The organism is Lysobacter sp. A421 (genome assembly GCF_054052145.1).
The window spans coordinates 39,792-64,299 of the sequence record NZ_JBSVRL010000002.1 but is presented as its reverse complement, the minus strand read 5'-3'; the positions used below and the strand labels follow the sequence as shown (position 1 = coordinate 64,299).

The window sequence follows — 24,508 nt, the reverse complement described above, 5'->3', positions numbered from 1 at the left end:
AACATGATGGGCATTATTATCTGGTTGATTGTAGGCGGCATCATCGGTTGGATCGCCAGCATGATCATGAAGACCGACGGTCAACAGGGGATCTTTCTCAATATCATCGTCGGCATCGTCGGCGCGTTCCTGGGTGGCTGGCTGGCCGGTGTCCTGGGTATTGCCGGCGGCAGCATCGGTGATGGGATCAGCATCCCGAGCATCCTGATTTCCCTGGTGGGTGCGGTGATCCTGCTGGCGATCGTGAACCTGTTCCGTCGCGGTCGTCCGCGCTGATAGTCGCGCGCTGATGCCCGAACAAACGGTTTGATAAACGGTTCGATACAGGCAGTAATAGTGACAGGCAAATGCCCGGTACCCGCCGGGCATTTGCCATTTGTAATCGGCTCGCGCCCGACTACCCGGCGCCATCCATCGCTGGGGTGATTTCCACCCACGCCGGTGCATGGTCACTCGGCCGCTCCCACGTGCGCGGCTCACGGTCCACACCGGCGGCCACGCATCGCGGCTTCAACGCATCCGATACCAGGGTCAGGTCGATCCGCAACCCGAGGTCGCGGCGGAATCCCGCCTGTCGGTAGTCCCACCAGCTGAATACCCCGGCATCGTCGTGGTGGAGCCGGTAGGCATCATGCAAGCCGAGCGCCAGCAACCCTCGCAGCGCGTTGCGCTCGGCGGTCGAGGTCAGAATGTGGGTCTCGTTCCACACCGCCGGGTCGTGCACGTCGCGGTCGTCCGGCGCGATGTTGAAATCGCCCAGCACCACCATCTGCGGATGCTCCTGCAACTCGGCGGCGATCCATGCCTGTACCGCCGCCAGCCACCGCAGCTTGTAGGCGTACTTGTCGGTGCCCACGTCCTGCCCATTGACGACATACAGGTTGACGATGCGCACGCCGTCGACGGTCGCTGCAATCACCCGCTTCTGCTCATCGTCGAATCCGGGGATGCCGATCTGCACATCGGTCGCCGGTTGCCGCGACACGATGGCCACGCCGTTGTAGGTTTTCTGGCCACTGAAAACGCTGCGATAGCCAAGTGCCGCCAAGGCGGTGTCGGGGAAACGATCGTCAGTGAGCTTGGTCTCCTGCAGCCCGACCACATCGGGCTGGGCCGTAGCGAGCCATTGCTCCAGGTGCGGCAGGCGTACGTTGAGCGAATTGACGTTCCAGCTGGCGATTTTCATGCAGCCAGTCTAGCCGGCACTGCCGGTTCCATCATCCGCGCCAACGCCTGCTGCCAGCGGACGCTTGCGGTCAGGCGCGCGCGCGGTCAGCCGGGTTCAGTCAAGCGAAGAGCTGTTGGCGGGTTCGGTGACGCCGAGTAGCTCTTCCATCTGTGCCAGCGTGGCGTCGTCCTTGACTACCCGCCTGAGCCACACGTGCAGCGGCATCTCCCCCCATTGCGCGGCCTTGTCGGCCAGGTAGGCGACCGGGCTGTGCGGCTCGCTGCGGCGGAAGAATTCCGCGACCCGGCGCAGCTGCGCGATGGCCTCCTTGCGGGTGGTGATGGCGTGGTTGCCCAGTGCAGGGACCGGTGCCGCGGCCTCGGAGCCATCCGGCACCTCCGTGGTCCCGGCGTCGTCCGTGTCCACCAGTACGCCTGCATCGCGAGCAAATCGATTGATGGTGTCGCCCAGATGGGCAAGTTGGTCGCGCAAGGCGGTGAAGCTCGGCCCATCCTGGCCCAGACGCGCGTCGACGGACTGTTCCAGTGTCGCCAGGGCTTGACGGCATGCAGGGATCAGCTCGGAAAGCCGCGCATAGAACGCGTGCGGGCTATGGCGTCGCGCGGACTCGAGAGTCTCCAGTGAGGGAGCCATGCCCTCGCCATCGTGGTGCAGGCGCGCTGCCTCGAAGTCGGCCAGGCTGAAACTGCCATGCGAGGAATCGGTCAGGGGTAGCCGCCGCAGCCACTGGCCGGAACGCGAGATCAGCCAGTCCAGGTTGCCAATGCGTTGCTCCAGGTCTCCATCCTCGACCTGGGGGTGGACGTCATCCCAGTAGCGGTCGCACAGGCCAGCCATCAGCAGGTAGCCGCGGCGAAGGCCGGCGAACCCGTGGAGGTGCGTCTGGGCTTCGGCCCACCACACAGCCAGGTGAAGATCCTTGCTGCGTTGCTGCAGCAATTCGGCGGATTGCTTTTCGACCGCAGTCCAGTCGGCCACCTTCAGGTCGGTGATCCATTCGCCCTGTTCCAGCGAGGGGTCGTCGGCGCGGCGCGCTTCCTGGATGGCGTCGTACTCAAGCGAGAACGACAGGTTCTCGCCAACGGGACTGGTGCCCGGGATGGGTATCAACAGGTCATTTGGGTCAAGCATGGCAGTCCATTGCGTGAAGTTGGTGGTCCGGTGGTCGGCTTATGGCAGCGTTACGGTCAGGTGCGCCGTCCGGCCAGGCAGTTGCACCACGTCCTGGTAGGCTGCCAGTTGCTGCCCGGTATCGCGTTCCAACATCGTGTGAAGGCCGAAGTAGCCGATCAGTCCGAACACCGCCAGCACCGCGGCGGGCGCCCATAGCGGCACCACCCGGTGCAGGATGTGGGCCACGTTGTCCGGTGGCGCCCAATGGGGCGCGAAGCCGGTGCGTTTGCCTTTCAGGTACACGATTTCATCACCGAGGCGCGCGATCAGATAGCCCAGCTTTTCGGGCCCTTCCAGCCGATACTTGCCTTCAAAACCCAGCAACAGGCAGTAGTGGTAGACCTCCAGCGACGGCAGTCGCGGGGCGCCCTGGGCGCGAAGCTGTTCCAGGCGATCGAAGAAGTGTTCGCCTGCAAGGTGCTCGCCGAACAGCCGCAGCTGCAAGGGATTGCGCTCCCACTCGTCACGCAGTGATGAGGGTTGCGAGAGCATGGCCTCATCGACGGCCGCGCAGAACGCATATTTGGCCGCGTAGATATCCTCGGATGTGATGCCAAGCTTGGTCGCGCCGCGTTCGACGTTTTCGAGGAAGCGTTGTACCGATGCGACGAAAGTGCCCTCACCGGTGGGCAGCTGGCCTCGCTTCAACAGCATCAACAGATAGAAGCCGTCGGCCATCAGTTCGAGCAGACTGCGCGGGTTCGCGGTCCCGCCCGGAGGTGCGCTGGCGTGCTCGGGGGACAGCGATGGCATGCGTTGTGGGACCGGTGTGTTGGGATAGTTCATGGCGTCCTGCCGGGTACGGGTTCTGGTCCTACGGAGTCAATGCGATCAGTTCGAGCTTGAGCTCGCGTACCCCGGAGGGGACGTAGATCATCAGCGACTGGGATTTGAGCATCCGCTCGTACAGCGGCCCGCGCGGCTCGATCGCGAAGTACTGGCTGCCGGGCCGGACCGGAATCGCCGCCGGGACCTGCGCGGCGTGGGTGAGCTTCACCCCTGGCAGTGCGGACAGCACGCATTTGTCGACATCGTCGGGTGCGCCGATCTTGAATCGTACCGGCACCGTTTGCACCAGTTCGGGGCCGGGCAGATCCGCGCCTACGCCGAGGTAAAACGCGGACTGTTCATCGATGCGCTGCGAGTCCAGGCGACCCAGGTGGAACGATGGCTTGACTTCGTTCAGGGCGATGGAGAAATAGCGCGCCGAGATCACCGTATCGAGCAGCTCGCGGATGATCGCGAACAGCCGCTCGAAACCGGCCTCCGGCTGGGCGTGCTGATAGCCCGGCAAGTCGACCAGCGTGAAACTCCTGGAAAATGTGAGCAGGCCTCCGGCGAGTCGCAGCAACTCCTGGTGCAGGCGCTCCGGGTGCAGACCCGGATGCCGGAACAGGTGCGACAACGCCGCGAATGCACTATTGGCCGTATGCAGCAACCAGAACGACGCGGTGTCGCCGGAGCGGAACTCGACCACCGACTGCGAAGGCTCGCGATGCAGCCCGTACAGCGCGTCGGTTTTGGCCTGGAGGCTGTCAAGTAGGCGGCGCAACTGGAGCAGCAGTTGCGGCGACGCGGCCAGGCTCAGGCTGGGAGGGACAAAAGACTCGTCAAGCTCGAAGCTGCCGGTGGATGTCCTGTGCGCTCGCGCAACCGGCACGGTTACATACCGGTCGCGTGGCTCATCGTCGAGCAATAGACGGACGGTCTTGCGCAGGTAGGCCAGCTCCGCCTCTCCGGCATCGGTGTACAAGTCCGGCGTCGCGCGGCTGGTTTGCAGGTAGCGGGTGACGGCCACACCGTCCGTGTCGCTACCGCAATTGCCACCGTGGTCCCTCAGCAATGGCAGTGCCAGGTGGATGGTGGTTGCCTGCACGCCGTCGGGCAAGTCCGATAGCGACAACGCTTCCGGAAGTTCGTCGTCGCCGGGCGCATTGTAGATTTCACCATCGGGAAATATCGCCGCCAGCCGTTGCGTGCGCAGGGTGCCACTGGACAGTGCCTGTGCATCGAATTGGACGTCGCGGACGCCCCAGGCACAGGGATGCACCGCATTGGCGAACTCGCGCAGGCGCGCCTCGTGGTACGCGTCCTGGCGCTGGAAATGCTGTGGGCGCAGGAACAGCCCTTCGCCCCAAAAAACCTTCGACATATGACTCATGCGATTGTCCGATCCTTGGCTGCCGGTGGTGGTCCATGCCCCGCTATCGCGGTCACCGGGTGTGGGTGCAGGTTACTACAGTGCGCAGGCATCAATGGCTGACCATCAGCCCGATGGCGGTGTGCAGTGGGTCGATGACAGGCTGTGCGATGGCGTTGCCAGCGGGGTTTCCAGTGATCGGCCACGGGTCGTCATCGCACAGGCATGCAAGCCCAGCGTAATGCCATCCACGGCCGCCTGATCCGCATCGAATGTGTATCGCCAACGCGTTGGTGCAGGCGCGCGAAAAAGCGCGACCACCCCGAGATGGTTGCCCTCGGCCGGCAGGTGCTCCAATACTTCGTGGCGCTGTCCCGGGGCAAGCAGGAACTCGGTGACCGCCAGCAGGTCATCGCCGAGCACGTCGCGTTCGCGCTGCTCATCAAGAAACACATCAAAAGCCGCCGCGTCGAAACGCTCGCGCTCGCGCAATTGGTAAACCCGCACCACCAATGACAACGCGCGCTTGCTATCGCCGGCGTTGAGGTTGTCCGCTGCATACAGGCGCAAGGCAATCGTGTGCTGTTGCGGTGGCGGCTGTTTCAAACCGATCGCTTGCAAGGTATCGCCGAAGGTTTTCTTGACGCCGCCCTGGCTGCTGCACCCGGCGGTGGTGGCCAGCAAGACGCCTGTAGCAACCAGCAATAACCACGTCCGCGCCATACCGCAGGGGCGCGTGACACGCGTAGCCAGGGGAAAAAAACCGTCCATAGTGTGTTGCTCCATCGAGAAATTCCCGTCGAACCTGTCCATCCGACATCACCGCCGGACACTACCGCCAGGGCAGCTCCGGCCAGACTGCAGGTCAATGACGACTTGCCGAGGTGGATCTGTCTGTTGAACAATACGCGCTGTCACTGTTAGCTTGACGGCGACAGGACAAGGCTACTATATCTAGCTTGGGTGTCATCAAGTGTCATCACTTGATCATGGAGATCTGGCCGCAATGCACCCTGCGCGCCTCACAAGGAGAGTGTCGAATGAAACCGTCCGTGTTTTCCGTCTGCCGCTTGCTGGTCACGCTCGTACTGGCAGTGGGCCTGAGCGCGTGCAACACCCTGTCGTCCAATGACAGCGGTGCCCTGGGCTATACCGGGCTTCTGGATATTGCCGAGGCGGATGTCGCCGCGGGCCGCGTAGAGGCGGCGCTGGTCGCCTTCGATAACGCCGCCAAGGCCGACCCCACCCGCAAGGAACCTTGGCTGCGCACCGCACAACTGCAGTTCGATGCCGGCAACTATGGCCGCGCCATTGTTGCGGCGCAGGAGGTTCTGCAGCGCGACCCGATCGACCTGGTCGCCGATAGCGTGTTGACGGTGTCGGGTTTGCGCATTGCTTCTGAATCACTGCACCGCCTGCAGGGCAACGGTGCGTTGGCGTCCGATACCGCCCGTGCCGAGGCCGAGCGCCTGGCCGCGACCATGCGCTCCACGATGGGCGAAGACATCCTTGACAGTGGGCAGCCTGCCAAGGTCACGACACGCTCGACGTCGCGCCGCCGCGCCGCGCCGCACCGCACGCCAAGCCGTGCTGCCACGCCCGCGCCGCCAGAAAAGTCGGCTGGCAGCAAGCCTGCTATTGCCAATCCGTTCGGTGGTCCGGGTAGCTGACCCGCCACGATTCGTACTTGATCGTCAGGGAGACGACGTGATGTCCAAGAAGGAAAGCACCCAGAAGCGCCTGGAAAAGATTCGTCCACCGCGCGTCCAGCTTACATACGACGTCGAGAAGGGCGACGCGATCGAGCAGAAGGAGATCCCGTTCGTGGTGGGCGTGCTGGGTGACTTCAGCGGCCAGCCAAGCCAGCCCTTGCCGCGGCTCAAGGATCGCAAGTTCGTCAACGTCGATCTGGACAACTTCGACGAGGTGATGGAAGCGATGGCGCCGCGTGCGTCATTCCGGGTGCCCAACAAGCTGGGTGAGGATGGCGGTGAGTTCGCCGTGGCGCTGGAGTTCAACTCGATCGACGACTTTCGTCCCGAGTCGGTGGTCGCCCAGGTTGAGCCATTGCGCAAGTTGCTCGAGGCGCGCTCCAAGCTGGCTGACCTGCGCAACAAGGTGGCCGGCAACGAGAAGCTCGAGGACCTGCTCAATGACGTCCTCGCCAATACCGAGCAGCTACAGGTGCTTGGCCGGAACGACCCGACGGACCAGGAGTAAGCGATGAACGCACAGGCAGGTGCAGCACCCGTCACCGAAGCACTTACGGAAACCGGGTTGCTCGACCAGATCGTCGACAAGAGCAAGGTGGCCAAATCCGATGCCGAGCATCGGCGCGCGCGCGACATCATCTCCGAGCTGGCCCGCGAGGTACTGCAAGGCACCGTAGTGATGTCGGAGAACCTCAACCTGACCCTGGATGCGCGCGTCGCGGAACTTGACCGGATGATATCCGAGCAACTTACCGCGGTGATGCACACGCCCGAGTTCCAGCAGCTGGAGAGTACGTGGCGGGGCTTGCACTACCTGTGCAGCCAGACCTCGACCGGTACCCAGCTGAAGATCAAGGTATTCAATGCGCCCAAGAAGGACGTGGTCAAGGACTTCAAGTCGGCGATCGACTTCGACCAGAGTGCGTTGTTCAAGAAGGTCTACGAAGAAGAGTTCGGGACGTTTGGTGGCTCGCCGTTCGGCGCGCTGCTGGGTGATTACAACATCGGACGCCAGCCCCAGGACATGTACTTCATCGAACAGATGTCACATGTCGCCGCCGCCGCCCATGCACCGTTCATCGCGGCGGCCAGTGAAGACATGTTCGGTCTGGAAAGCTTTACCGACATGGGCAAGCCGCGTGACCTGGCCAAGGTGTTCGACACCGTCGAGTACGCCAAGTGGAAGTCGTTCCGGGACTCCGAGGACAGCCGCTACGTCGGCCTGACCCTGCCGCGCTTCCTGGGCCGGCTGCCATACAACCCCAAGGATGGCACCACCGTGGAGGGCTTCAACTACGTTGAGGACGTGGGTGGCAACGATCACTCCCAGTACCTGTGGTGCAACACCGCGTATGCCTTCGGCGCGCGGCTGACCAAGGCGTTCGAGGACTTTGGCTGGTGTGCGGCCATTCGTGGCGTGGAGGGCGGCGGCCTGGTGGAAGAGCTGCCGACCCATACCTTCCGTACCGACGACGGCGAAGTGGCCCTGAAGTGCCCGACCGAAGTGGCGATCACCGACCGTCGCGAGAAGGAGCTGTCGGACCTGGGCTTCATTCCACTGGTGCATTGCAAGAACACCGACTACGCGGCGTTCTTCGGTGCCCAGTCGGCGCAGAAGCCAAAGAAGTACAACACCGACGCGGCCAACGCCAACGCGTCGCTGTCTTCGCAGTTGCAGTACATGTTCGCCGTCTCGCGCGTGGCCCATTATCTGAAGGCGATGATGCGCGAGAAGATCGGCAGTTTCGCATCCGCGGGCAACGTCGAGGACTTCCTCAACCGGTGGGTGGCGCAATACGTGTTGCTGGATGACAACGCTACGCAGGAAGCCAAGGCGCAGTACCCATTGCGAGAGGCCTCGGTGCAGGTATCGGAAGTCCCCGGCAAGCCCGGCGTATACCGGGCAGTGTCGTTTCTGCGGCCCCATTTCCAGCTCGATGAGCTGTCGGTTTCATTGCGATTGGTGGCCGAGCTTCCCGCCAGCTCCAAGTCGTAGCAATTGAGCTCCACGCTGTAGCAACGGGACGCAGATCCTGACCGGTACTGGCAGTTCGTAGTGGCATTACGCAAGTCAGCGGCAAAACCGGCGCCGGGGTGATTCCTGGCGCTATCTCACGGAAGAACGGAACAAAAGGAAACCAGACCATGCAACACGCATTTCTCAGCATTGACACCATCAAGGGTGAGTCCAAGGACGCCGAGCACAAGGACTGGATCGAGGTTGAATCTTTCAACCAGGACGTCCTGCAACCGCGCTCGGCGACCGCATCGAGCGCTGGCGGCACCACTGCCGCACGCGTCGAGATGACGCCGATCGAGATCAACAAGCGTATTGATCTTGCATCGACGGCACTGTTCCAGGCATGCGCCAATGGCACCACCTTCCCGAAGGCCCGTATCGAGTTCCTGCGCGCCGACAAGGACGGCAAGGCGATCAACTACTACACGATCGAGCTGCTCAACGTGCTGGTCCACCGCGTCTCCACCGGGCTCGGCCACGACGGCATGCCGTCCGAGCAGGTGCAGTTGAGCTTTGGTGCCATCAAGTGGTCCTACACCCAGCAGAAGCAGGGTGGCGGCGTGGGCGGCAAGACTGTCGCGCAGTGGAGCAACACCAACAACAAGCCGTCCTACACGGTTTCTTGATGCGTTGATGGAGTGATGCGGTGGCGGCTCCGGTCGTCACCGTGTTGCAGCGATCACGCTGCAATGGAACGCAACACAACGGAAGTTGCAGACAGGACGCATGAAAGGATTCGAGCCCAGCCTGCTGGAAAAGCTGTTCGACGATGAGCCGCGGGCTACCGCTGCCAGCGGCATATTCAAGTCGATCTCGCTCGACCAGTACAAGGAGTCGGTTGCGCGCGACCTGGAAGGTCTGCTCAATAGCCGCGCAGCGTTCACCGAACAGATGCTGAAGGCGTTTCCCCAGTGCCAGAAGTCGCTCATGACCTATGGCTTGCGGGACTTTTCAACCAAGAGTCTGTCCAACGGTCATGACCGTGCCGGGATCTGTCGATCGCTGGAAGCGTCGATCGCACGGCACGAACCGCGACTGCATGGCGTCAGGGTTTCATTGGAAGGCAATGGTCGCGGGGCCGGGGGCTTGCACTTTTCGATCCACGGATTGCTTGACGTGCAACCTGCGCGTGAGCCGATCAGTTTCGACGCGATGTTGCAGCCAAGCACGTTGCAATACTCGGTCAGCCGGCTGCGCCGAATGGCCGCCGCATGAGCTGTCGTTACGCCCGGCCGGTGAGCCACTGAGATGGAAGACCTGCTGCCCTACTACGAGCGCGAGCTGGGATTCCTGCGTCGCTATGGAAAGGAATTTGCCGAGCAATACCCGAAAATTGCCGCACGTCTGCTGTTGTCCGCAGATGGAAGCCAGGACCCGCATGTCGAGCGCTTGATCGAGTCGTTCGCCCTGCTCAGCGCTCGAACCAACAAGAAGATCGAGGACGACTACCCGGAGTTTACCGAGGCGTTGTTGGAAGTGATGTACCCGCACTACCTGCGGCCGTTTCCGTCATGCTCGATCGCCAGGTTCGACATGGGTCCCGCGTTGGCGCAACTGGGTGCGCCGGTAGTGATTGCGCGCGATACGTTACTTCACTCGCGCAGCGTGCGGGGAGTGAACTGCCGGTTCCGAAGCGCCTATGACGTGGTGCTGGCGCCGATCGGGCTACGCAATGCGCGCTATCGAACGATTGCCGATGCGCCGATGGCGACCAGCTTGCCGCCCGGTTGCGGTGGCCAGGTCTCGCTGGCATTCGAGCTGCTTGGGGAGCACCAGTCGGTCAGCGCGCTGGGGATGGAGGCCCTGCGCCTGTTTGTCGATGGCGAGGCAACTCTGTGCGCCGCATTGCGTGACACCCTGGCCTACGGTGTGCGTGCCACCTATCTGGAATGCACCGGCAGCGGCCGCTGGATCGCGTTACCCAGCTCACCATTGCGCCAGGTCGGATTTTCCGACGATGAGGCGTTGATCGACTTTCCCGCACGCTCCCACCCCGCCTATCGCCTACTGACCGAGCTATTCGCATTTCCGGAGAAGTTCAGCTTCTTCGACCTGGATCTGAAGGCCCTGGGTGGGCAGATGGGCGGCCATTTCACGATTCACCTGGTGCTCGATGCGCAGCCGGTCGATGCTCCGGCCGCGCGCGTACTGGAGGACTTGTCAGCAGACAACCTGCTGCTGGGGTGCACGCCGGTGGTCAATCTGTTCGCGCAGCACGGCGAGCCCATCCGGGTCGACCATCGCAGCAGCAGTTACCCGGTGGTTGCCGACGCCCGCCGGGCATTCGCCTACGAAGTGGTCTCGATCGACTCGGTCAAACGGGTGCGGCAGACGCCACAGGGCGAGAAAGTCACCGAGTTCCGCCCGTTCTACTCGCTCCATCACGGCGAGACGCCCGACGGCACCGGTCACTACTGGCTGGTTCACCGCGACGAGCAGGTTGCGCGTAGCAGTCCCGGTTTCGAGACCGAACTGTCGTTTGTCGACCTGGACTTCAATCCCGTGCAGCCGCAGACCGACGTGGTCAGCCTGGAGCTGACCTGCAGCAACCGCGACCTGCCCAGCTTCCTGGCGTACGGCGTGCAAGGCGGCGATCTGACCATGGAAGGAGGCGGCGCGGCGCGAACGATCGTCTTGTTGCGCAAGCCGAGCCGGCCGATGCGCTTCGCACGCGGGCGCGGGGTGCAGTGGCGATTGATATCGCACCTGGCACTCAATCATTTGTCCTTGACCCAAAGCGGTCTTCCGGCACTGAAGGAGATGCTCCGGTTGTACGACATCGCTCACAGCAGCGTGTCGGGACGACAGATCGACGGCGTGCTCGGTTTGGACCATCGCCCTGCCAACGCCTGGCTGCCGGGCAAGCATTTCGCCAGCGTGGTGCGGGGGATCGAGATCCGCCTGAGCGTCGATGAGGCTGCTTTCGTGGGCCATGGCATCGCCACTTTCGCGCGCGTGCTCGACCACTTCTTCGGTCTGTACGTGCATGCCAACAGTTTCACCCAATTGACCCTGCTGTCTTCCGACAGCGGCGAGGAGTTGATCCGATGCGAACCGCGAAGCGGCGAATCGATCCTGGTGTAGCGCAACAGTTGCTCACCGAGCCGCAGCGTTTCGAGTTTTTCCAGGCGCTGCGGATACTGGAGCAACTGTTCATTCGCCAGGGAGTGAAGGCCGGCGATGTCGTGTCGCAGCGCTTGCGTTTCAAGAACTCGATGTCGCTGGGATTTGCGGCCAGCGAGATTGAATCGGTGCAGGGCTTCTCCGGTGACGGAACCGCGCTGGATCGCGCCGCCGCCATCGAGCATGCGGTGACCATGGAAGACCTCAATGAGGTCCATCTGACGCCGGCGTTCATGGGCCTGCTTGGCAGTCATGGCGTCTTGCCACTGCACTACACCGAGTCGCTGGCAGGCCGTGAGATGTACCAGCGCGACCGTGCCGCACGGGCATTCCTGGACATGTTCAGCAACCGCGCGGTGGCATCGCATTACGCGGCCTGGAAGAAGCACCGGTTGGGGTTGCAGTACGAGCTGGATGGAGATGAGCGGTTCCTGCCGCTGGTGTTGTCGTTGTCTGGCGTCGGGTTGAAGGGCCTGCGCGGCCGCATGTCCGATGACGGCGGCGCGATATTCGACCAGACCATCGCCCATTACGCCGGCGCAATCCGTCAGCATCCGGTTTCGGCGCAGATGCTGCAGCGGATCCTGTCGGACCACTTCGAGGTGCCGTTGCGGGTGGAGCAATTCGTCGGCGCCTGGTACCCGGTGCCCGAAGCCCAGCGCACCCGTCTGGGCCTGGGGAACGCGGCACTGGGCAGTACGGCGTTGGCGGGTGATCGCGTGTGGCAGCGCGACCTGCGTATGCGTCTTTGGATCGGCCCGATGGATCGCGACCACTTCGATGACTTCCTGCCCGGGGGCGATGCTGCCCAGGCACTCGCCAAGTGGCTGACCCTGTTGACCGGCTCGTGCCTGGAATACGAGATATGCCTGAGCCTCAAACCCGAGCATGTACAGGCAGTCGCATTGACCAAGCAGGGCGGCAGTCGCCTGGGTTTTGACAGCTTCGTCTGCTCGCGGCCGCCGGATGCGCCGCGCTCGGACACCCGTTACGGCATCCACACCCTGCAATAGCCGGCTGGCTTTGGCCCCCTTTCACAGCTCCACCGCATGGAACGCACCGCAATGAGCATCAACCTCAAGACCCTGATCGGAAAACTCAACGACACCTGCCGCCAGTCCGCCGAGCGCGCGGCCAACCTGTGTCTGGCCCGTGGCAACTACGAGGTCGACCTGGAACACCTGTTGGTGGCGTTGCTGGACCATCCCCGGAGCGATGTCGTCCTGATTGCCCAGCGTAGCGGGGTGGGCGTGGACAACCTGCGCAGCGAGCTTGAGGGCGAGATCGCGCGCTTCAAGAGCGGTAACACGCGCACGCCAGTGTTCTCGCAGCAGCTGCCGAGGTTGTTCGAGCATGCCTGGTTGCTGGCATCGCTGGACGCTCAGACCACCCGCATCCGCAGCGGCCACCTGCTGCTGGCACTGCTGACCGAGCCCGGATTGGCGCAGCTGGCGTATCGCGGCTCGGCGCAGCTCGCCAGGATCAAGCGCGACGAGCTCAAACACAATTTCGCCAAACTGACTGAAGGCTCCAGCGAAGGCGGAGAGGTGCGCTTCGCCGATGCCGATGCGCCAGTCGACGGTGACGACGCCGGACAGGCGGTCGCCCCCGGCTTGTCGAAAACCCCGGCGCTCGACCAGTACACCACCAACCTGACTGGTCGTGCGCGTGATGGCCACCTCGATCCGGTGATCGGCCGCGATGCTGAGATCCGGCAGATGATCGACATCCTGCTGCGGCGCCGGCAGAACAACCCGATCCTCACTGGCGAGGCCGGCGTCGGCAAGACGGCGGTGGTCGAAGGACTGGCCTCGCGCATCGCGGCCGGCGACGTGCCCGAGGTGCTGCGCGGCGTCGAACTGCATACCCTCGACATGGGCTTGCTGCAGGCCGGCGCCAGCGTCAAGGGCGAGTTCGAGAATCGCTTGAAGGGTGTCATCGACGAGGTCAAGAAAAGCCCGCACCCGATCGTGCTGTTCATCGATGAGGCCCACACCATGATCGGCGCCGGCGGCCAGGCCGGGCAGAGCGATGCTGCCAACCTGCTCAAGCCGGCGCTGGCGCGAGGCGAGCTGCGGACCATCGCCGCGACCACCTGGTCGGAATACAAGAAGTACTTCGAGAAGGATGCCGCGCTGGCTCGCCGCTTCCAGGTGGTCAAGGTCGAGGAGCCTTCCGAGGTTCTGTGTGCGGCGATGCTGCGCGGCATGGTGCCGTTGATGGAGAAACACTTCGGGATCCGGGTCATGGACGAGGCGGTCACCGAAGCGGTGCGGCTGTCGCACCGCTACATCAGCGCCAGGCAGTTGCCGGACAAGGCGGTCAGCGTGCTCGACACCGCCTGCGCCAAGGTTGCCCTGGGCCAGAGCGCGACGCCGGCAATCATCGAGGACACCCGCAAGCACCTGGACCGGCTCGACGCCGAACTGGCCGCGCTCAACCGCGAGGCGACCGTTGGCGCGAATCACGAAGAGCGCCTGGCCGAACTGACGGTGCAACAGGCGCAGGCGCGCCAAGTTCTGGCCGACAGCCGGAAGCGGCTCAAGCTGGAGTCCGGACTCGCGCAGAAGATCCAGAACCTGCGCGCCGGACTGGAAGCCGACGCCGCAATTGCCGAGTCCGCTTCCCAAGACGGCGTATCTGCTCCCTCTCCCGCCCCTGCGGGAGAGGCCTGGGGTGAGGGCAAGCCCGAAGCCAGCGAAAGTGACACCGCTGTCGCGATCGCCCCGAAGGCCAAATCGGCCAAGTCCAAGGCCAAACAAGCGGCTAAAGCCCTCAGCCCCAAACTTGCCGAACTCGACCTGCTGCTTGCCGAACTGCGCGCCCTCCAGGGCGAGACCCCGATGGTGCCGCTGCAGGTCGACGCCGGCGTCGTCGCCGAGATCGTCAGCGCCTGGACCGGGGTCCCGCTGGGCCGCATGGTCAAGGACGAGATCCGCACCGTGCGTAACCTCGCCGCGCTGCTGGGCGAGCGGGTGATCGGCCAGGACCACGCGCTGGCGGCCGTCGCCGAGCGCGTGCGCACCGCCGCGGCAAAACTCGAGGACCCCAACAAGCCGCGCGGCGTTTTCCTGTTCGTCGGCCCGTCCGGCGTCGGCAAGACCGAGACCGCGTTGGCGCTGGCGGACGTGCTCTACGGCGGCGAGCGCAAGCTGATCACCATCAACATGAGCGAGTACCAGGAGGCGCACAGCGTCTCCGGCCTCAAGGGCTCGCCGCCGGGTTATGTCGGCTACGGCGAGGGCGGCGTGCTGACCGAGGCGGTGCGGCGTAACCCGTACTCGGTGGTGCTGCTGGACGAGGTTGAGAAGGCCCACCCGGACGTGCTGGAAATGTTCTTCCAGGTATTCGACAAGGGCCAGATGGATGATGCCGAAGGCCGCGAGATCGACTTCCGCAACACGCTGATCATCCTCACCTGCAACAGCGGTTCGAGCCAGATCATGCAGGCCTGCCTCAACAAGAGCGCCGCCGAGCTGCCCGGCTCCGATGCGCTTGCCGATGCGCTGCGCCCGGTGTTGATGAGGTCGTTCAAGCCGGCCTTCCTGGGCCGCCTGAAGGTGGTGCCGTACTACCCGATAAGCGACGAGGTGCTGGCCAGCATCATCGAGCTCAAACTGGGCCGCATCCGCGATCGCATCGTTGCCAACCACAAGGCGGCATTCACCTGGGACGCCAGCCTGGTCGACGCGGTGCTGGCACGTTGTACCGAAGTCGATTCCGGCGCCCGTAACGTCGACCACATCCTCAACGGCAGCTTGTTGCCGGAGGTCGCCGAGTCGGTGCTGGCAAGGATGGCCGAGGGTGACGCGATCGCGAAGATCAGGGTCGGCGCCGACAAGAAGGGTGCGTTCAAGTACAAGATCAGCTGATCAGGTTTCGCAAGGAGGCGAACATCATGGATGTGCTCACCACAGTCTTGAACGCATTGAGCGGCGGGCCGAAGCAGTACGACCGGCTGCTGCGCCTGCACACGCCGTTGGGCGCCGATGTTCTGGTCGTCGAAAGTCTCGATGGCATTGAGGTGCTGGCGCCATCCGTCGACGCCACCCCCGGCTTTCGGCTGGAGCTGACCGCCTTGTCGGTCGATGCCCACCTCGACCTGGTCGCGCTGCTCGGCCAGCCGGTGCTGCTGGAGTTGCAGACCGCCACGTCACGCGATCGGTTGCGACCTTTCCACGGCCACGTCACGGCGTTCGAGCGTGTTGGCAGCAATGGCGGGCTGGCGCGCTACCGGTTGCGGATCGAGCCGTGGCTGGCGCTACTGAGAGACCGGTTCGACAGCTACGTGTTCCAGGACATGAGCGTGATCGAGATCGTCGAGTCGGTGTTTGCCGATTACATGCCCGATAGCGGCAGCGAGCAGGGCAAGCTGGTGCCGGACTGGCGCTGGGAACTGGCCGACCGCGATGCTTACCGCAAACGCAGCCTGACCACCCAGTACGAGGAGTCCGATCTGGCCTTTATTGAGCGCGTGCTGGCCGACGAAGGCCTGTACTACTGGTTCGAGCACAGTGGTGGCGCCGATGATGAAAGCCCGGGTGCCCATGCGCTGGTACTGGCCGACCACAATGATGCCTTTGTTGATCTTGGCGACGTGCGCTTTCATCGCAGCGACGTTACCGAACGCGACGATGCCGTCCAGCACTTCGCCGCAACCCGGCGCTGGCAGACCGGCCGGCTGCAGCGGGCCAGCTGGGATTACCGCCGGTTCGATAGCCGCGCCACCGAAGTTGACGCCGATGCCCCCGGCACCGTCATCGCCACCGATTCCGACACCGCCGGCCCTTACGCCTGGTCCGATCGCGCCAGCGGCGAGCGCTTCGCCCGACAGCAACTGGAAGCGTTGCAGGTCGGCCGCAATACCGTCGACGGTGCAGGCAGCTGGCGCCAGCTGCATGTTGGTGGGCGCTTCGCCCTGACTCAGCACCCCGCCTATGTCGTCGATAGCGAGGGCGCGCCGAACAACCAGTTCCATTGCCTGCGCCTGCACCACCGCGCCCACAACAACCTCGGTGCCGAGATCTTCGCCCAAGTGGAACAGCAACTCGGCCTCGCCAATCTGCCCGCCCTTGCGCTGCCCGCCGCGCTCGACTCCCTCTCCCGCGCAGACGGCTCCAACTCTTTGGCCGACCACGTCAGCCGTCATCCCCACGCAACCCGTCGTCATCCCCGCGCAGCCAGCCGTCATCCCCGTGCATCCCGCCGTCATCCCCGCGCAGGCGGGGATCCAGTGACGTCGCTTGCAACCTACGATCCGGCCTGCGCCGCCACCGACTTTTACCAGAACACCTTCACCGCGCTGCCATCCGCCGTGCCCTACCGAGCGCAAACCACCGACAACCACGGCCTACGCCTGCACCCCAAGCCGACCGTCAGCGGCGCCCAGACCGCCATCGTCGTCACCGATGGCAGCTCGATCCAGACCGACCGCGATCACCGCATCAAGGTGCAGTTCCCTTGGCAGCGTGGTGGCAACGGTAGCCATCGCCAGCCGCATCCTGCCGGCGAGGACAACGCCCCCGGTACCGATGCCGCCTGGACCTGGGTCCGGGTCGCGGTCGCGTGGGCCGGCGACAACTGGGGCAGCGTGTTGCTGCCGCGCAAGGGACAAGAGGTGGTGGTCGCGTTCCTGGAGGGTGACATCGACCGCCCGGTCGTGGTCGGCAGCGTCTACAACGGCCAAGGCCAGCCCGACGCACCGCACAACCAGGTCAGCGGCGGCGCGGCCGGCGCCACCGGCAATGCTTCGGCCTGGTTCGACGGCAACGCGCACAACGCGGTGTTCACCGGGTTCAAGTCGCAAGCCCTGTCGGCCAGCCAGAGCGGCAGCGGCGGCTACCAGCAACTGCGGCTGGACGGCACACCCGGCCAAGGCCGCGCCCAGGCCAGCACCACCCAGCACGAGAGCACCTTGACCCTCGGCCACCTCAAGGGAGGCCGCGACAACGTCCGTGGCGACGAGCGTGGGTTTGGTGTCGAACTGTCAACCCGGGCCAGCGGCGCGATCCGCGCCGGCGCCGGGCTGCTGCTGTCCACCGAGCGCGGCCACCGGCAACTCGACGCCAGCGGCGCGCAGGCACAACTGGCCCAAAGCGAGCAACTGTTGGCGAGACTCAACGACGTCGCCAAGGCGCAAGGCGCTGACCTGCCCGGCGAAGCCGGTGAGTTGCCGGCCCAACAGACACTCAAGACCGTGCAGGTCAACCTCAACGCCAGCGGCGGTGGCAGCGCACCGAGCCCCGGCATCGGCGGCGGCGAAGGCGACGTACCCGCATGGTCGGCCCCGACCTTACTGGCCAGCGGCGCCGATGGCATCGTCAGTGTCACGCCGGCCGACCAAGTCTGGGTATCGGGCACGCAGAGCACACTGAGTGCCGACAAGGACCTGCAATGGTTGAGTCAGGGCGGCAGCGTGATCGCGGTCGAAAACGGCATAGCCCTGTACGCGCACGGCAGCGAACCGCCGTCCGGCAAGCCGAACACCGAGACCGGCATTGCATTGCACGCTGCGCAAGGGGCGGTCAGTGCGCGGGCTCACAGGAACGTAGCCAACTTGGCCGCGCAGACCAGCGTCACCATCGCCAGCACGACCGCCGATGTGAATATGGCGGCGAGCAAGCATCTGCTTGCGGCCGCCGCCGGCGCCTATATCAAGCTGGAAGGCGGTGACATCGAGCTGGGCGCGCCCGGCACGATCGATTTCAAGGCAGCGAAGAAGGAATGGACGACCGCGCAAAGCGGCTCCCTGGAAGACGTTGAACTCCCCACCAAACTGCTCGGACTTAACGATGAGCAGTTCGTGCTGAAGGACAAGATCTCGGGCGAGATTTTGCCGCTCATGCCGTATCGCGTGCTGTTGGCAGATGGCACCGAGTTCAGCGGCGTGACCGATGCCGATGGCGCCACCTGGCGCATCCACACGGGCAGCAAACAGCAAGCCTTGCAGTTGTTTCTTGACGACGAATGAAGGGGTCACACGCATGGACGCACCAAGCAACAATGAAACCACGCTGGTTGACTCCAGTTCCAACCCCCGCGATAGCAGCCAGGTCGATGCGTTTGTAGATCCCGCGCCACTGATCTTCTACGAACCGCAAACCGGTGAGCTATGGGTCGTGCCTGCTGAGCATGCGGCGGCCGTCGAGAAAGAATGTCGGCAGATGGACAAACTCGTCTACGACCTCAATCAGGCGAAAGATGCTTACCTCGTAATCCAGGATGAACTACTGGAGGCCCAACGTGCTGCAGGTGCTCCGGACCGGACAGTTCCCCGGCATCCACAGGAACTATTGAAAGCCCAGCAAAAGCTGGCGGAAGCGGAGAAGACCTTGCAGAAGGCTCAAACCGTCATGGAAGACGAGTTCAAGCCGTTGGGCAAGCTGGATGGGACCGGCGGCAAGATTACCGAGTTGATCCCCATTCGTCAGCGCAGCAAGCGCAACACGGGCGCGAAGACCAAGCCGGAAAAAACTGGCTACACCTGGGCGCGCAACTGGTCGTATGTGCGTAATGACAAAGTCAAGGACAAGCGCCGCAAGTACCCGCTGAACAAGGGCGAGCAAGCCAAGTATCAGGGACAGTCGGATTCGTTCCTGAAAGAAGGCAAGGTCGACACGGAAAAGTTGGGAAAACAGCTGACCGAACTTGAGTCCTCGGCCAGTTGGAAGGCGGAGGTTGGAGTTCAAGGCGCATTTTTCGAGGATGTGAATCGCTCCATCGACGAGACGCTCAAGGCATGGGCGGATGGCATCAACGCCGATCCAAGCCAACGGATTGAACTCGGCGCGGAAGCCCAACTGCTGCGCTATTTTGCCGGTGCGGGGGTGTCGACCAGTTGGAACCCGAAAAAAGGCAACGTCGCAGTGCGCGCCGACGCTCGCGCGGAATTCGCCATTGCCGAAGGAAAATTCACCGCAGCGGGCTATTGGCCAGCGCGCGGTGGTCACATGATCAGCATGGTCGGGCCCAAGAGCGGCAAGACCTATGAGGCCGGTCAGATCCGATTGGGTCTTCAACTGGAGCTGCTGGGCATGGCCGGCGCCAGCGCTTGCGGGCAGCTCGGGTTGGAGGTCGATTACTCCAGCCTGACGGGAAAGAGCAAGGCAGGCCTGCGCGGCCGGTCGAGCAAAAAGCCGCTGTCGGCAAAAGGCCTGAAACTGGGCCGGGAGGTGCGGGATGGCGCACAAGTGGAGGGCGCCGCCGACCTGTTTGCCGGTGCCCGTGCCGGTGGCGAGATCAAGGGGCTGATCGAATGGAACGATCCGGAGAACAGGAAGTTCGAGCCGCTGTGCAAAATCGGCCCCGGTGGACAGGTGCAGGCCGGGGCCGGCATCGGCGGCCAGTTCCGGATCGACTACAACAACGGCAAGTTCCGGCTGCTGGCGGCGGGCTCAGTCTGTCTGGGCGTCGGCGCCGGTGGCAAGCTGGAGTTCGAGGTTGATGCCAAACAGACGTTCGGATTCAGTCGCTACCTGGCGCACATGCTGTACTCGGTGAACTATGAGTTTTTGGAGATATTTGGAGACACCGCTTTCGAAGTGTGGAAGACCTATTCGCTTTGGGCGATCAAAAACGGCAAGGAGTTGGCAGATACCATCGAAACCTATGGAGACCGTACGCTTGACGTCGCGCGCGATGTATTCACGCAACTTGAGAACGAGGTTGAACGAGTTGAGCTAATGAACCGCGTGCTAGCAGATCCCGAAGTCCTGGAATACGTTCCGCCCGAGACCAAGGGCATGATCCTGTACCAACTCACGCGTCACTCGATGTGGACCAAGACAGTGTTTCTACCGGAGAACCAAGGCGTCGTTCCGGTGTTGGTAGAAACCTTGGATCGTCGTAAGCAGTCGGTGCTGAAAGTGATTCGAAAAGCCCGCAGCAAGGCTGAGTACCGCAACATCCTTCAACACATGACAGCCGCAGGGAGCAAGGATGCGGATGGCTGGCAAGCCAACGAACGTCATGTCCAGAGCTTCCTGGATATCGGGGTCGACATGAAAGACATGGACGGGCGTATGCAGCGCCATGAGCGCAGTCTGGCTGCAATTTACGACACCTTGTACGACCAACCGATACTTGGCCATCCGTTTGTCGATAATGACCAGCCGCGCTATTTGGTCAACGCCTTGCGTGGTGACCATGACGGGTACCGGGTAGCGGGCGGCTACAACCCCGGCTCATTGATGCCTGTGTTTGACCCTACAGAGCGGGACGCAGATGCGAGCGTCCGTTACGCCTAGAGTGACATGACCGGCTCAGGGCTCTGGATGGCACAGCGGAAACCATCGAGATAGGTATTCTGAGATTTCTCCGGCGCGGGTTTCGGCGTTGCAAATCGGCGGCTCATCGTTCTCGCTGCCCCGTCGTTTGAGGTTGGCCAGCTGCGCTGTACTTTGTGGGTGCCCGTCGACGGTCCTAATGGGTTCTCTTTCGGGCTGACCGCATAGTAGTCCGCGTCGTACCAATCTTGAACCCAGTCCATGCTGTTCACTGCAAGATCAAACAAGCCCAGGTGACTCGGGGGGAACAGTCCAACGGGTAACGGCCAGCCGCCGCTAATGGCGTCATTGAGGTCGTCATCGGGCACATTCACATTCCATTCCAGCTTTCCATTGCTGGTGGGATAGACAATGTACCGGCCCCGATCCCGGGCCGCGTATTCCCACTGCGCTTCGGTCGGAATATCGAATGGCAATCCCGTCAATTCGCCTAGCCACTGGCAATAAGCCTTGGCTTGGTACCAAGTCGTACCTGCAGGTCTGTCTGGTGCACGATAGGCCGGTATGTCAGCGACGGCTCGTCTATCGATGGCCTCGTTATTCACGGTCGGCACATCGTTCGCCTCCGCATACAAATCGAACTCGGCCAGCGTGACCTTGTACTTGCTGATCGAATAGCTGTCGAGCGTGACCTCGTGCAGCGGGCTGCTGTGCGATTGACTGTCCCAGGGCAGCTTCTCTTCGCTCTGCAATCGACCGAAATCGCCCATCTGGAAGGTGCCGCCTTCCACGAAGATCTGGTCGCGCTTGGACTTCTCGGCTAGTGCCTTCAGCCGCTCTTCCAAGCTACCGGTCTGGATCGCCTTGAGGTCGGCGACCAAGCTGTCTGGCTGCTTGAACTGCGACAGATTTTCGGGCATCGGATGTTCGATCACATCTGGATAGATGCCGTCGGTGGGTACCTGTTGCGGTGACTCGGCCAGAGCTGCACAAGCTGGAAGGAGCATGACAATGACCAACGAAACAGACGACGCGCGGAGCTTCCGGTGCATGAGGTATCCCTACCTGGAGTCGAGTGCCAATTATGCACAGCCCGCCTCGCGCTTGGGCCGTCCCCTGCAGGCGCGATTCAGCTCCAAAACAACAGATTCCGCTCGTCGCTGCCGACGCCCAGGCACTCAACGCCCGCACCTTCGTGCGTTGCGGGAGCGACGAGGCGACAATGGCGGTCCCAGTCGCCGTTCCCTTTCCAATGACGCCAACGCACCTGCCCGACTACCCTTTCACGCCGCAGCGTTTCAACGTTCGCCACGGCATCGCGATGAGCTACCTCGATGAGGGCCCACGTGATGACGGTGGCGTGGCGCCGGAGGTCATTGTCATGCTGCACGGCAATCCGTCGTGGAGCTTCTACTGGCGGCACCTGGTGTTGGGGTTGCGCGACCGCTACCGCTGCATCGTGCCGGACCACGTCGGCATGGGGTTGTCGGACAAGCCCGACGATGCGCCGGGGGCGTCGCCGCGCTACGACTACACGCTGCAGTCGCGGATTGATGATGTCGAGGCACTGCTGACGCACCTGGGCATCACCGGACCGGTCACGCTGGCGGTGCACGACTGGGGCGGGATGATCGGCTTCGGTTGGGCGTTGCGACACATGCCACAGGTCAAACGACTGGTGGTGTTGAACACCGCTGCGTTTCCGTTGCCGACGGCCAAACCGATGCCGTGGCGGTTGTCGCTGGGGCGGGACTCGAAGCTAGGCGGTTGGCTGATCCGGCGGTTCAATCTGTTTGCGCGCGGTGCGGCGTGGATGGGGACGCGGCGGTCGCTGCCGGCGGACGTGCGCCGTGGTTACATCGCGTCGTACAACGGGTGGGTCAATGCGATCAGCACGTTGCGCTTCATGCAGGACATTCCGTTGGGCGAGGGCGATGCGGCGTGGCCGCTGGTGGCCGAGGCGGGGCGGCGGTTGCCGGAGTATGCGGACCGGCCGGTGTTCATCGGCTGGGGGTTGCGCGACTTCGTGTTCGACAAACACTTTCTGAAGGGTTTCACCGATGCGCTGCCGCAGGCGCAGGTGCAGGCGTTCGAGGATGCGGGGCATTACGTGCTGGAGGACAAGCACGAGGTACTGGTGCCGGCGATACGCCAGTTCCTGGATACCCATCCGTTGGCGGTTTGATTGCCGGGCGACGCCTACAATCGGGGCATGACGGATTCGTGCAACATCGCGGCGGCGTTGCCGCGGCTGGCCGCTGAGCAACCCGACCGGGTCGCGATGCGTTGCCCGGGCTCGCGTGGGCCGGATGGGCTGGCGCGGTATGACGTCAGCCTGACCTACGCCGAGCTCGACACGCGCAGCGATGCCATCGCGGCCGGGCTGGCGTTGCGCGGCGTGGTACGCGGCAGCCGTACGGTGGTCATGGTGCGGCCGTCGCCGGAATTCTTTCTGTTGATGTTCGCGTTGTTCAAGGCCGGTGCGGTGCCGGTGCTGGTGGATCCGGGCATCGACAAGCGCGCGCTGAAACAGTGCTTGGCCGAGTCCGAGCCGCAGGCGTTCATCGGGGTTCCGTTGGCGCATGTCGGGCGCAAGCTGCTGGGCTGGGCGAGGTCGGCGCGGGTCACCATCACCACCGGCAAGCGCGCCTGGCTGAGTGAGGCAACGCTGGATCAGGTCGAGAAGGAGGGCGCGAACCGTGTCGGTGTGTCGGCCCGGTTCGTGGCACTGGCCGCGACGGCACCCGATGACGTCGCGGCGATCCTGTTCACCAGTGGCTCGACCGGAGTCCCGAAGGGCGTGGTCTACCGGCATCGGCATTTCATCGCCCAGGTTGACATGCTGCGCGACGCATTCGGCATCGTGCCCGGCGGCGTCAACCTGGCGACCTTCCCGCCGTTTGCCTTGTTCGACCCCGCGCTGGGGGTGACGTCGATCATCCCGGACATGGACCCGACCCGGCCGGCCAACGCGGACCCGCGCAAGCTGTGTGATGCAATCGCACGTTTCGGCGTCGACCAGTTGTTCGGGTCGCCGGCCTTGATGGCAGTGCTGGCTCGGCATGGACAAAAGCTGCCGACGTTGCAACGGGTGATGTCGGCCGGCGCCCCGGTGCCGGCCCATCTGGTGGCCAGGCTGCAACGCTTGCTGCCCTCGGACGCATGTTTCTGGACACCTTACGGCGCGACCGAGTGCTTGCCGGTGGCGATGATCGAGGGCCGTGAGCTGGAGACAACCGGCGTGGCCACCGCGACCGGCGCCGGCACCTGTGTCGGTCGGCCGGTGGCGCCGAACGTGGTGCGGATCATCCGCATTACCGACGACGCGATCAGCGAATGGTCGGACGCGCTGTGCGTGCCGGCCGGAGAGGTGGGCGAGATCACCGTGGCGGGGCCGACCACGACCGATAGCTACTTCCATCGTGTCGAGCAGACCCGGCTGGCCAAGATCCACGAGGAAGTGGCAACGCGCACCGTCCATCGCATGGGTGACCTCGGCTATCTGGATGCCGATGGCAGGTTGTGGTTCTGCGGCCGCAAGTCCGATCGGCTGCAGACCGCGGCCGGGCCGCTGTATACCGAGCAGGTCGAGCCGGTGTTCAACTCCCACCCGGAGGTACGGCGCACCGCGTTGGTCGGGGTTGGCGAGTCAGGCGCAAAGCAGCCGGTGCTTTGCGTGGAGCTGGCGCCGGGGGTCAGCGCGAAGCAATGGCCCCGGATCGAGCGCGAGCTGGGCGCCATGGCGGCTCGCAATCCGCATACGGCAGGCATCGTCCGATTCCTGAGCCACCCGGGCTTTCCGGTCGATATCCGCCACAACGCAAAGATTGGGCGACCGGCCTTGGCGCGGTGGGCCGCCGGCAAGCGTTAGCGGTATGTTCCAACATTGCGCGTCCAACCTCGCGGACAAGGCCGTGCAGCCCGTCG

At 63.6% G+C, this 24,508-nt stretch carries 19 protein-coding genes; 13 read left to right on the top strand and 6 right to left on the bottom strand.

The window, feature by feature from the left end:
- Positions 1 to 6: 6 nt before the first annotated feature.
- Complete coding sequence (locus tag ACW7G6_RS05825; protein ID WP_456978790.1) at positions 7 to 276, top strand: GlsB/YeaQ/YmgE family stress response membrane protein; 270 nt, start codon at positions 7 to 9, stop codon at positions 274 to 276.
- 121 nt (positions 277 to 397) lie between these two features.
- Here the strand turns inward: ACW7G6_RS05825 and xth are convergent, their stop codons facing one another.
- From xth to tssJ, 5 genes are all read right to left on the bottom strand, one after another.
- Positions 398 to 1,186: an exodeoxyribonuclease III gene (gene xth / locus ACW7G6_RS05820; protein WP_456997750.1), complete on the bottom strand. Its 789-nt coding sequence runs from the start codon at positions 1,184 to 1,186 to the stop codon at positions 398 to 400.
- 96 nt (positions 1,187 to 1,282) lie between these two features.
- Positions 1,283 to 2,320 (bottom strand): type VI secretion system protein TssA, encoded by a 1,038-nt coding sequence (tssA, locus tag ACW7G6_RS05815; protein ID WP_456997749.1) that lies wholly within the window; start codon positions 2,318 to 2,320, stop codon positions 1,283 to 1,285.
- Between the two features lie 39 nt (positions 2,321 to 2,359).
- Complete coding sequence (icmH, locus tag ACW7G6_RS05810; RefSeq protein ID WP_456997748.1) at positions 2,360 to 3,148, bottom strand: type IVB secretion system protein IcmH/DotU; 789 nt, start codon at positions 3,146 to 3,148, stop codon at positions 2,360 to 2,362.
- Positions 3,149 to 3,176: 28 nt separating this feature from the next.
- Positions 3,177 to 4,514: a type VI secretion system baseplate subunit TssK gene (gene tssK, locus ACW7G6_RS05805; protein ID WP_456997747.1), complete on the bottom strand. Its 1,338-nt coding sequence runs from the start codon at positions 4,512 to 4,514 to the stop codon at positions 3,177 to 3,179.
- Positions 4,515 to 4,628: 114 nt separating this feature from the next.
- The gene (gene tssJ / locus ACW7G6_RS05800; RefSeq protein ID WP_456997746.1) at positions 4,629 to 5,207 is read right to left on the bottom strand and encodes a type VI secretion system lipoprotein TssJ; all 579 of its coding nucleotides are present in this window, start codon (positions 5,205 to 5,207) and stop codon (positions 4,629 to 4,631) included.
- 335 nt (positions 5,208 to 5,542) lie between these two features.
- Between tssJ and ACW7G6_RS05795 the strand changes: the two genes are divergently transcribed.
- From ACW7G6_RS05795 to ACW7G6_RS05750, 10 genes are all read left to right on the top strand, one after another.
- Positions 5,543 to 6,172 (top strand): tetratricopeptide repeat protein, encoded by a 630-nt coding sequence (locus ACW7G6_RS05795; protein WP_456997745.1) that lies wholly within the window; start codon positions 5,543 to 5,545, stop codon positions 6,170 to 6,172.
- Positions 6,173 to 6,212: 40 nt separating this feature from the next.
- Entirely contained in the window at positions 6,213 to 6,722 is a 510-nt protein-coding gene (tssB, locus tag ACW7G6_RS05790) for a type VI secretion system contractile sheath small subunit (RefSeq protein ID WP_456997744.1), read from the top strand.
- A 3-nt stretch (positions 6,723 to 6,725) separates the two neighbouring features.
- The gene (tssC, locus tag ACW7G6_RS05785; protein WP_456997743.1) at positions 6,726 to 8,210 is read left to right on the top strand and encodes a type VI secretion system contractile sheath large subunit; all 1,485 of its coding nucleotides are present in this window, start codon (positions 6,726 to 6,728) and stop codon (positions 8,208 to 8,210) included.
- 149 nt (positions 8,211 to 8,359) lie between these two features.
- The gene (locus tag ACW7G6_RS05780; RefSeq protein ID WP_456997742.1) at positions 8,360 to 8,860 is read left to right on the top strand and encodes an Hcp family type VI secretion system effector; all 501 of its coding nucleotides are present in this window, start codon (positions 8,360 to 8,362) and stop codon (positions 8,858 to 8,860) included.
- A gap of 100 nt (positions 8,861 to 8,960) precedes the next feature.
- Positions 8,961 to 9,449, top strand: coding sequence for a type VI secretion system baseplate subunit TssE (gene tssE, locus ACW7G6_RS05775; RefSeq protein ID WP_456997741.1), 489 nt, complete (start codon positions 8,961 to 8,963; stop codon positions 9,447 to 9,449).
- Positions 9,450 to 9,482: 33 nt separating this feature from the next.
- Positions 9,483 to 11,318, top strand: coding sequence for a type VI secretion system baseplate subunit TssF (gene tssF / locus ACW7G6_RS05770; protein WP_456997740.1), 1,836 nt, complete (start codon positions 9,483 to 9,485; stop codon positions 11,316 to 11,318).
- Positions 11,282 to 12,370, top strand: a complete 1,089-nt coding sequence (gene tssG / locus ACW7G6_RS05765) for a type VI secretion system baseplate subunit TssG (RefSeq protein WP_456997739.1) — start codon at positions 11,282 to 11,284, stop codon at positions 12,368 to 12,370. The genes tssF and tssG overlap by 37 nt, the downstream gene beginning before the upstream one ends.
- Positions 12,371 to 12,421: 51 nt before the next feature.
- Entirely contained in the window at positions 12,422 to 15,229 is a 2,808-nt protein-coding gene (gene tssH, locus ACW7G6_RS05760; RefSeq protein WP_456997738.1) for a type VI secretion system ATPase TssH, read from the top strand.
- A 26-nt stretch (positions 15,230 to 15,255) separates the two neighbouring features.
- The gene (locus tag ACW7G6_RS05755) at positions 15,256 to 18,327 is read left to right on the top strand and encodes a type VI secretion system Vgr family protein (protein ID WP_456997737.1); all 3,072 of its coding nucleotides are present in this window, start codon (positions 15,256 to 15,258) and stop codon (positions 18,325 to 18,327) included.
- Between the two features lie 13 nt (positions 18,328 to 18,340).
- Positions 18,341 to 20,602, top strand: a complete 2,262-nt coding sequence (locus ACW7G6_RS05750; protein ID WP_456997736.1) for a hypothetical protein — start codon at positions 18,341 to 18,343, stop codon at positions 20,600 to 20,602.
- On the opposite strand, the gene ACW7G6_RS05745 is transcribed toward ACW7G6_RS05750, so the two are convergent.
- A complete protein-coding gene (locus tag ACW7G6_RS05745; protein WP_456997735.1) occupies positions 20,599 to 21,633 on the bottom strand; it encodes a formylglycine-generating enzyme family protein in 1,035 nt (344 codons plus the stop codon). The two genes, ACW7G6_RS05750 and ACW7G6_RS05745, sit on opposite strands and share 4 nt — an antisense overlap.
- Before the next feature lie 200 nt (positions 21,634 to 21,833).
- Between ACW7G6_RS05745 and ACW7G6_RS05740 the strand changes: the two genes are divergently transcribed.
- Both ACW7G6_RS05740 and oleC read left to right on the top strand, forming a co-directional pair.
- Entirely contained in the window at positions 21,834 to 22,766 is a 933-nt protein-coding gene (locus tag ACW7G6_RS05740; RefSeq protein ID WP_456997734.1) for an alpha/beta fold hydrolase, read from the top strand.
- A 27-nt stretch (positions 22,767 to 22,793) separates the two neighbouring features.
- Positions 22,794 to 24,452, top strand: a complete 1,659-nt coding sequence (gene oleC, locus ACW7G6_RS05735; RefSeq protein ID WP_456997733.1) for an olefin beta-lactone synthetase — start codon at positions 22,794 to 22,796, stop codon at positions 24,450 to 24,452.
- The last annotated feature ends 56 nt before the right edge of the window (positions 24,453 to 24,508 follow it).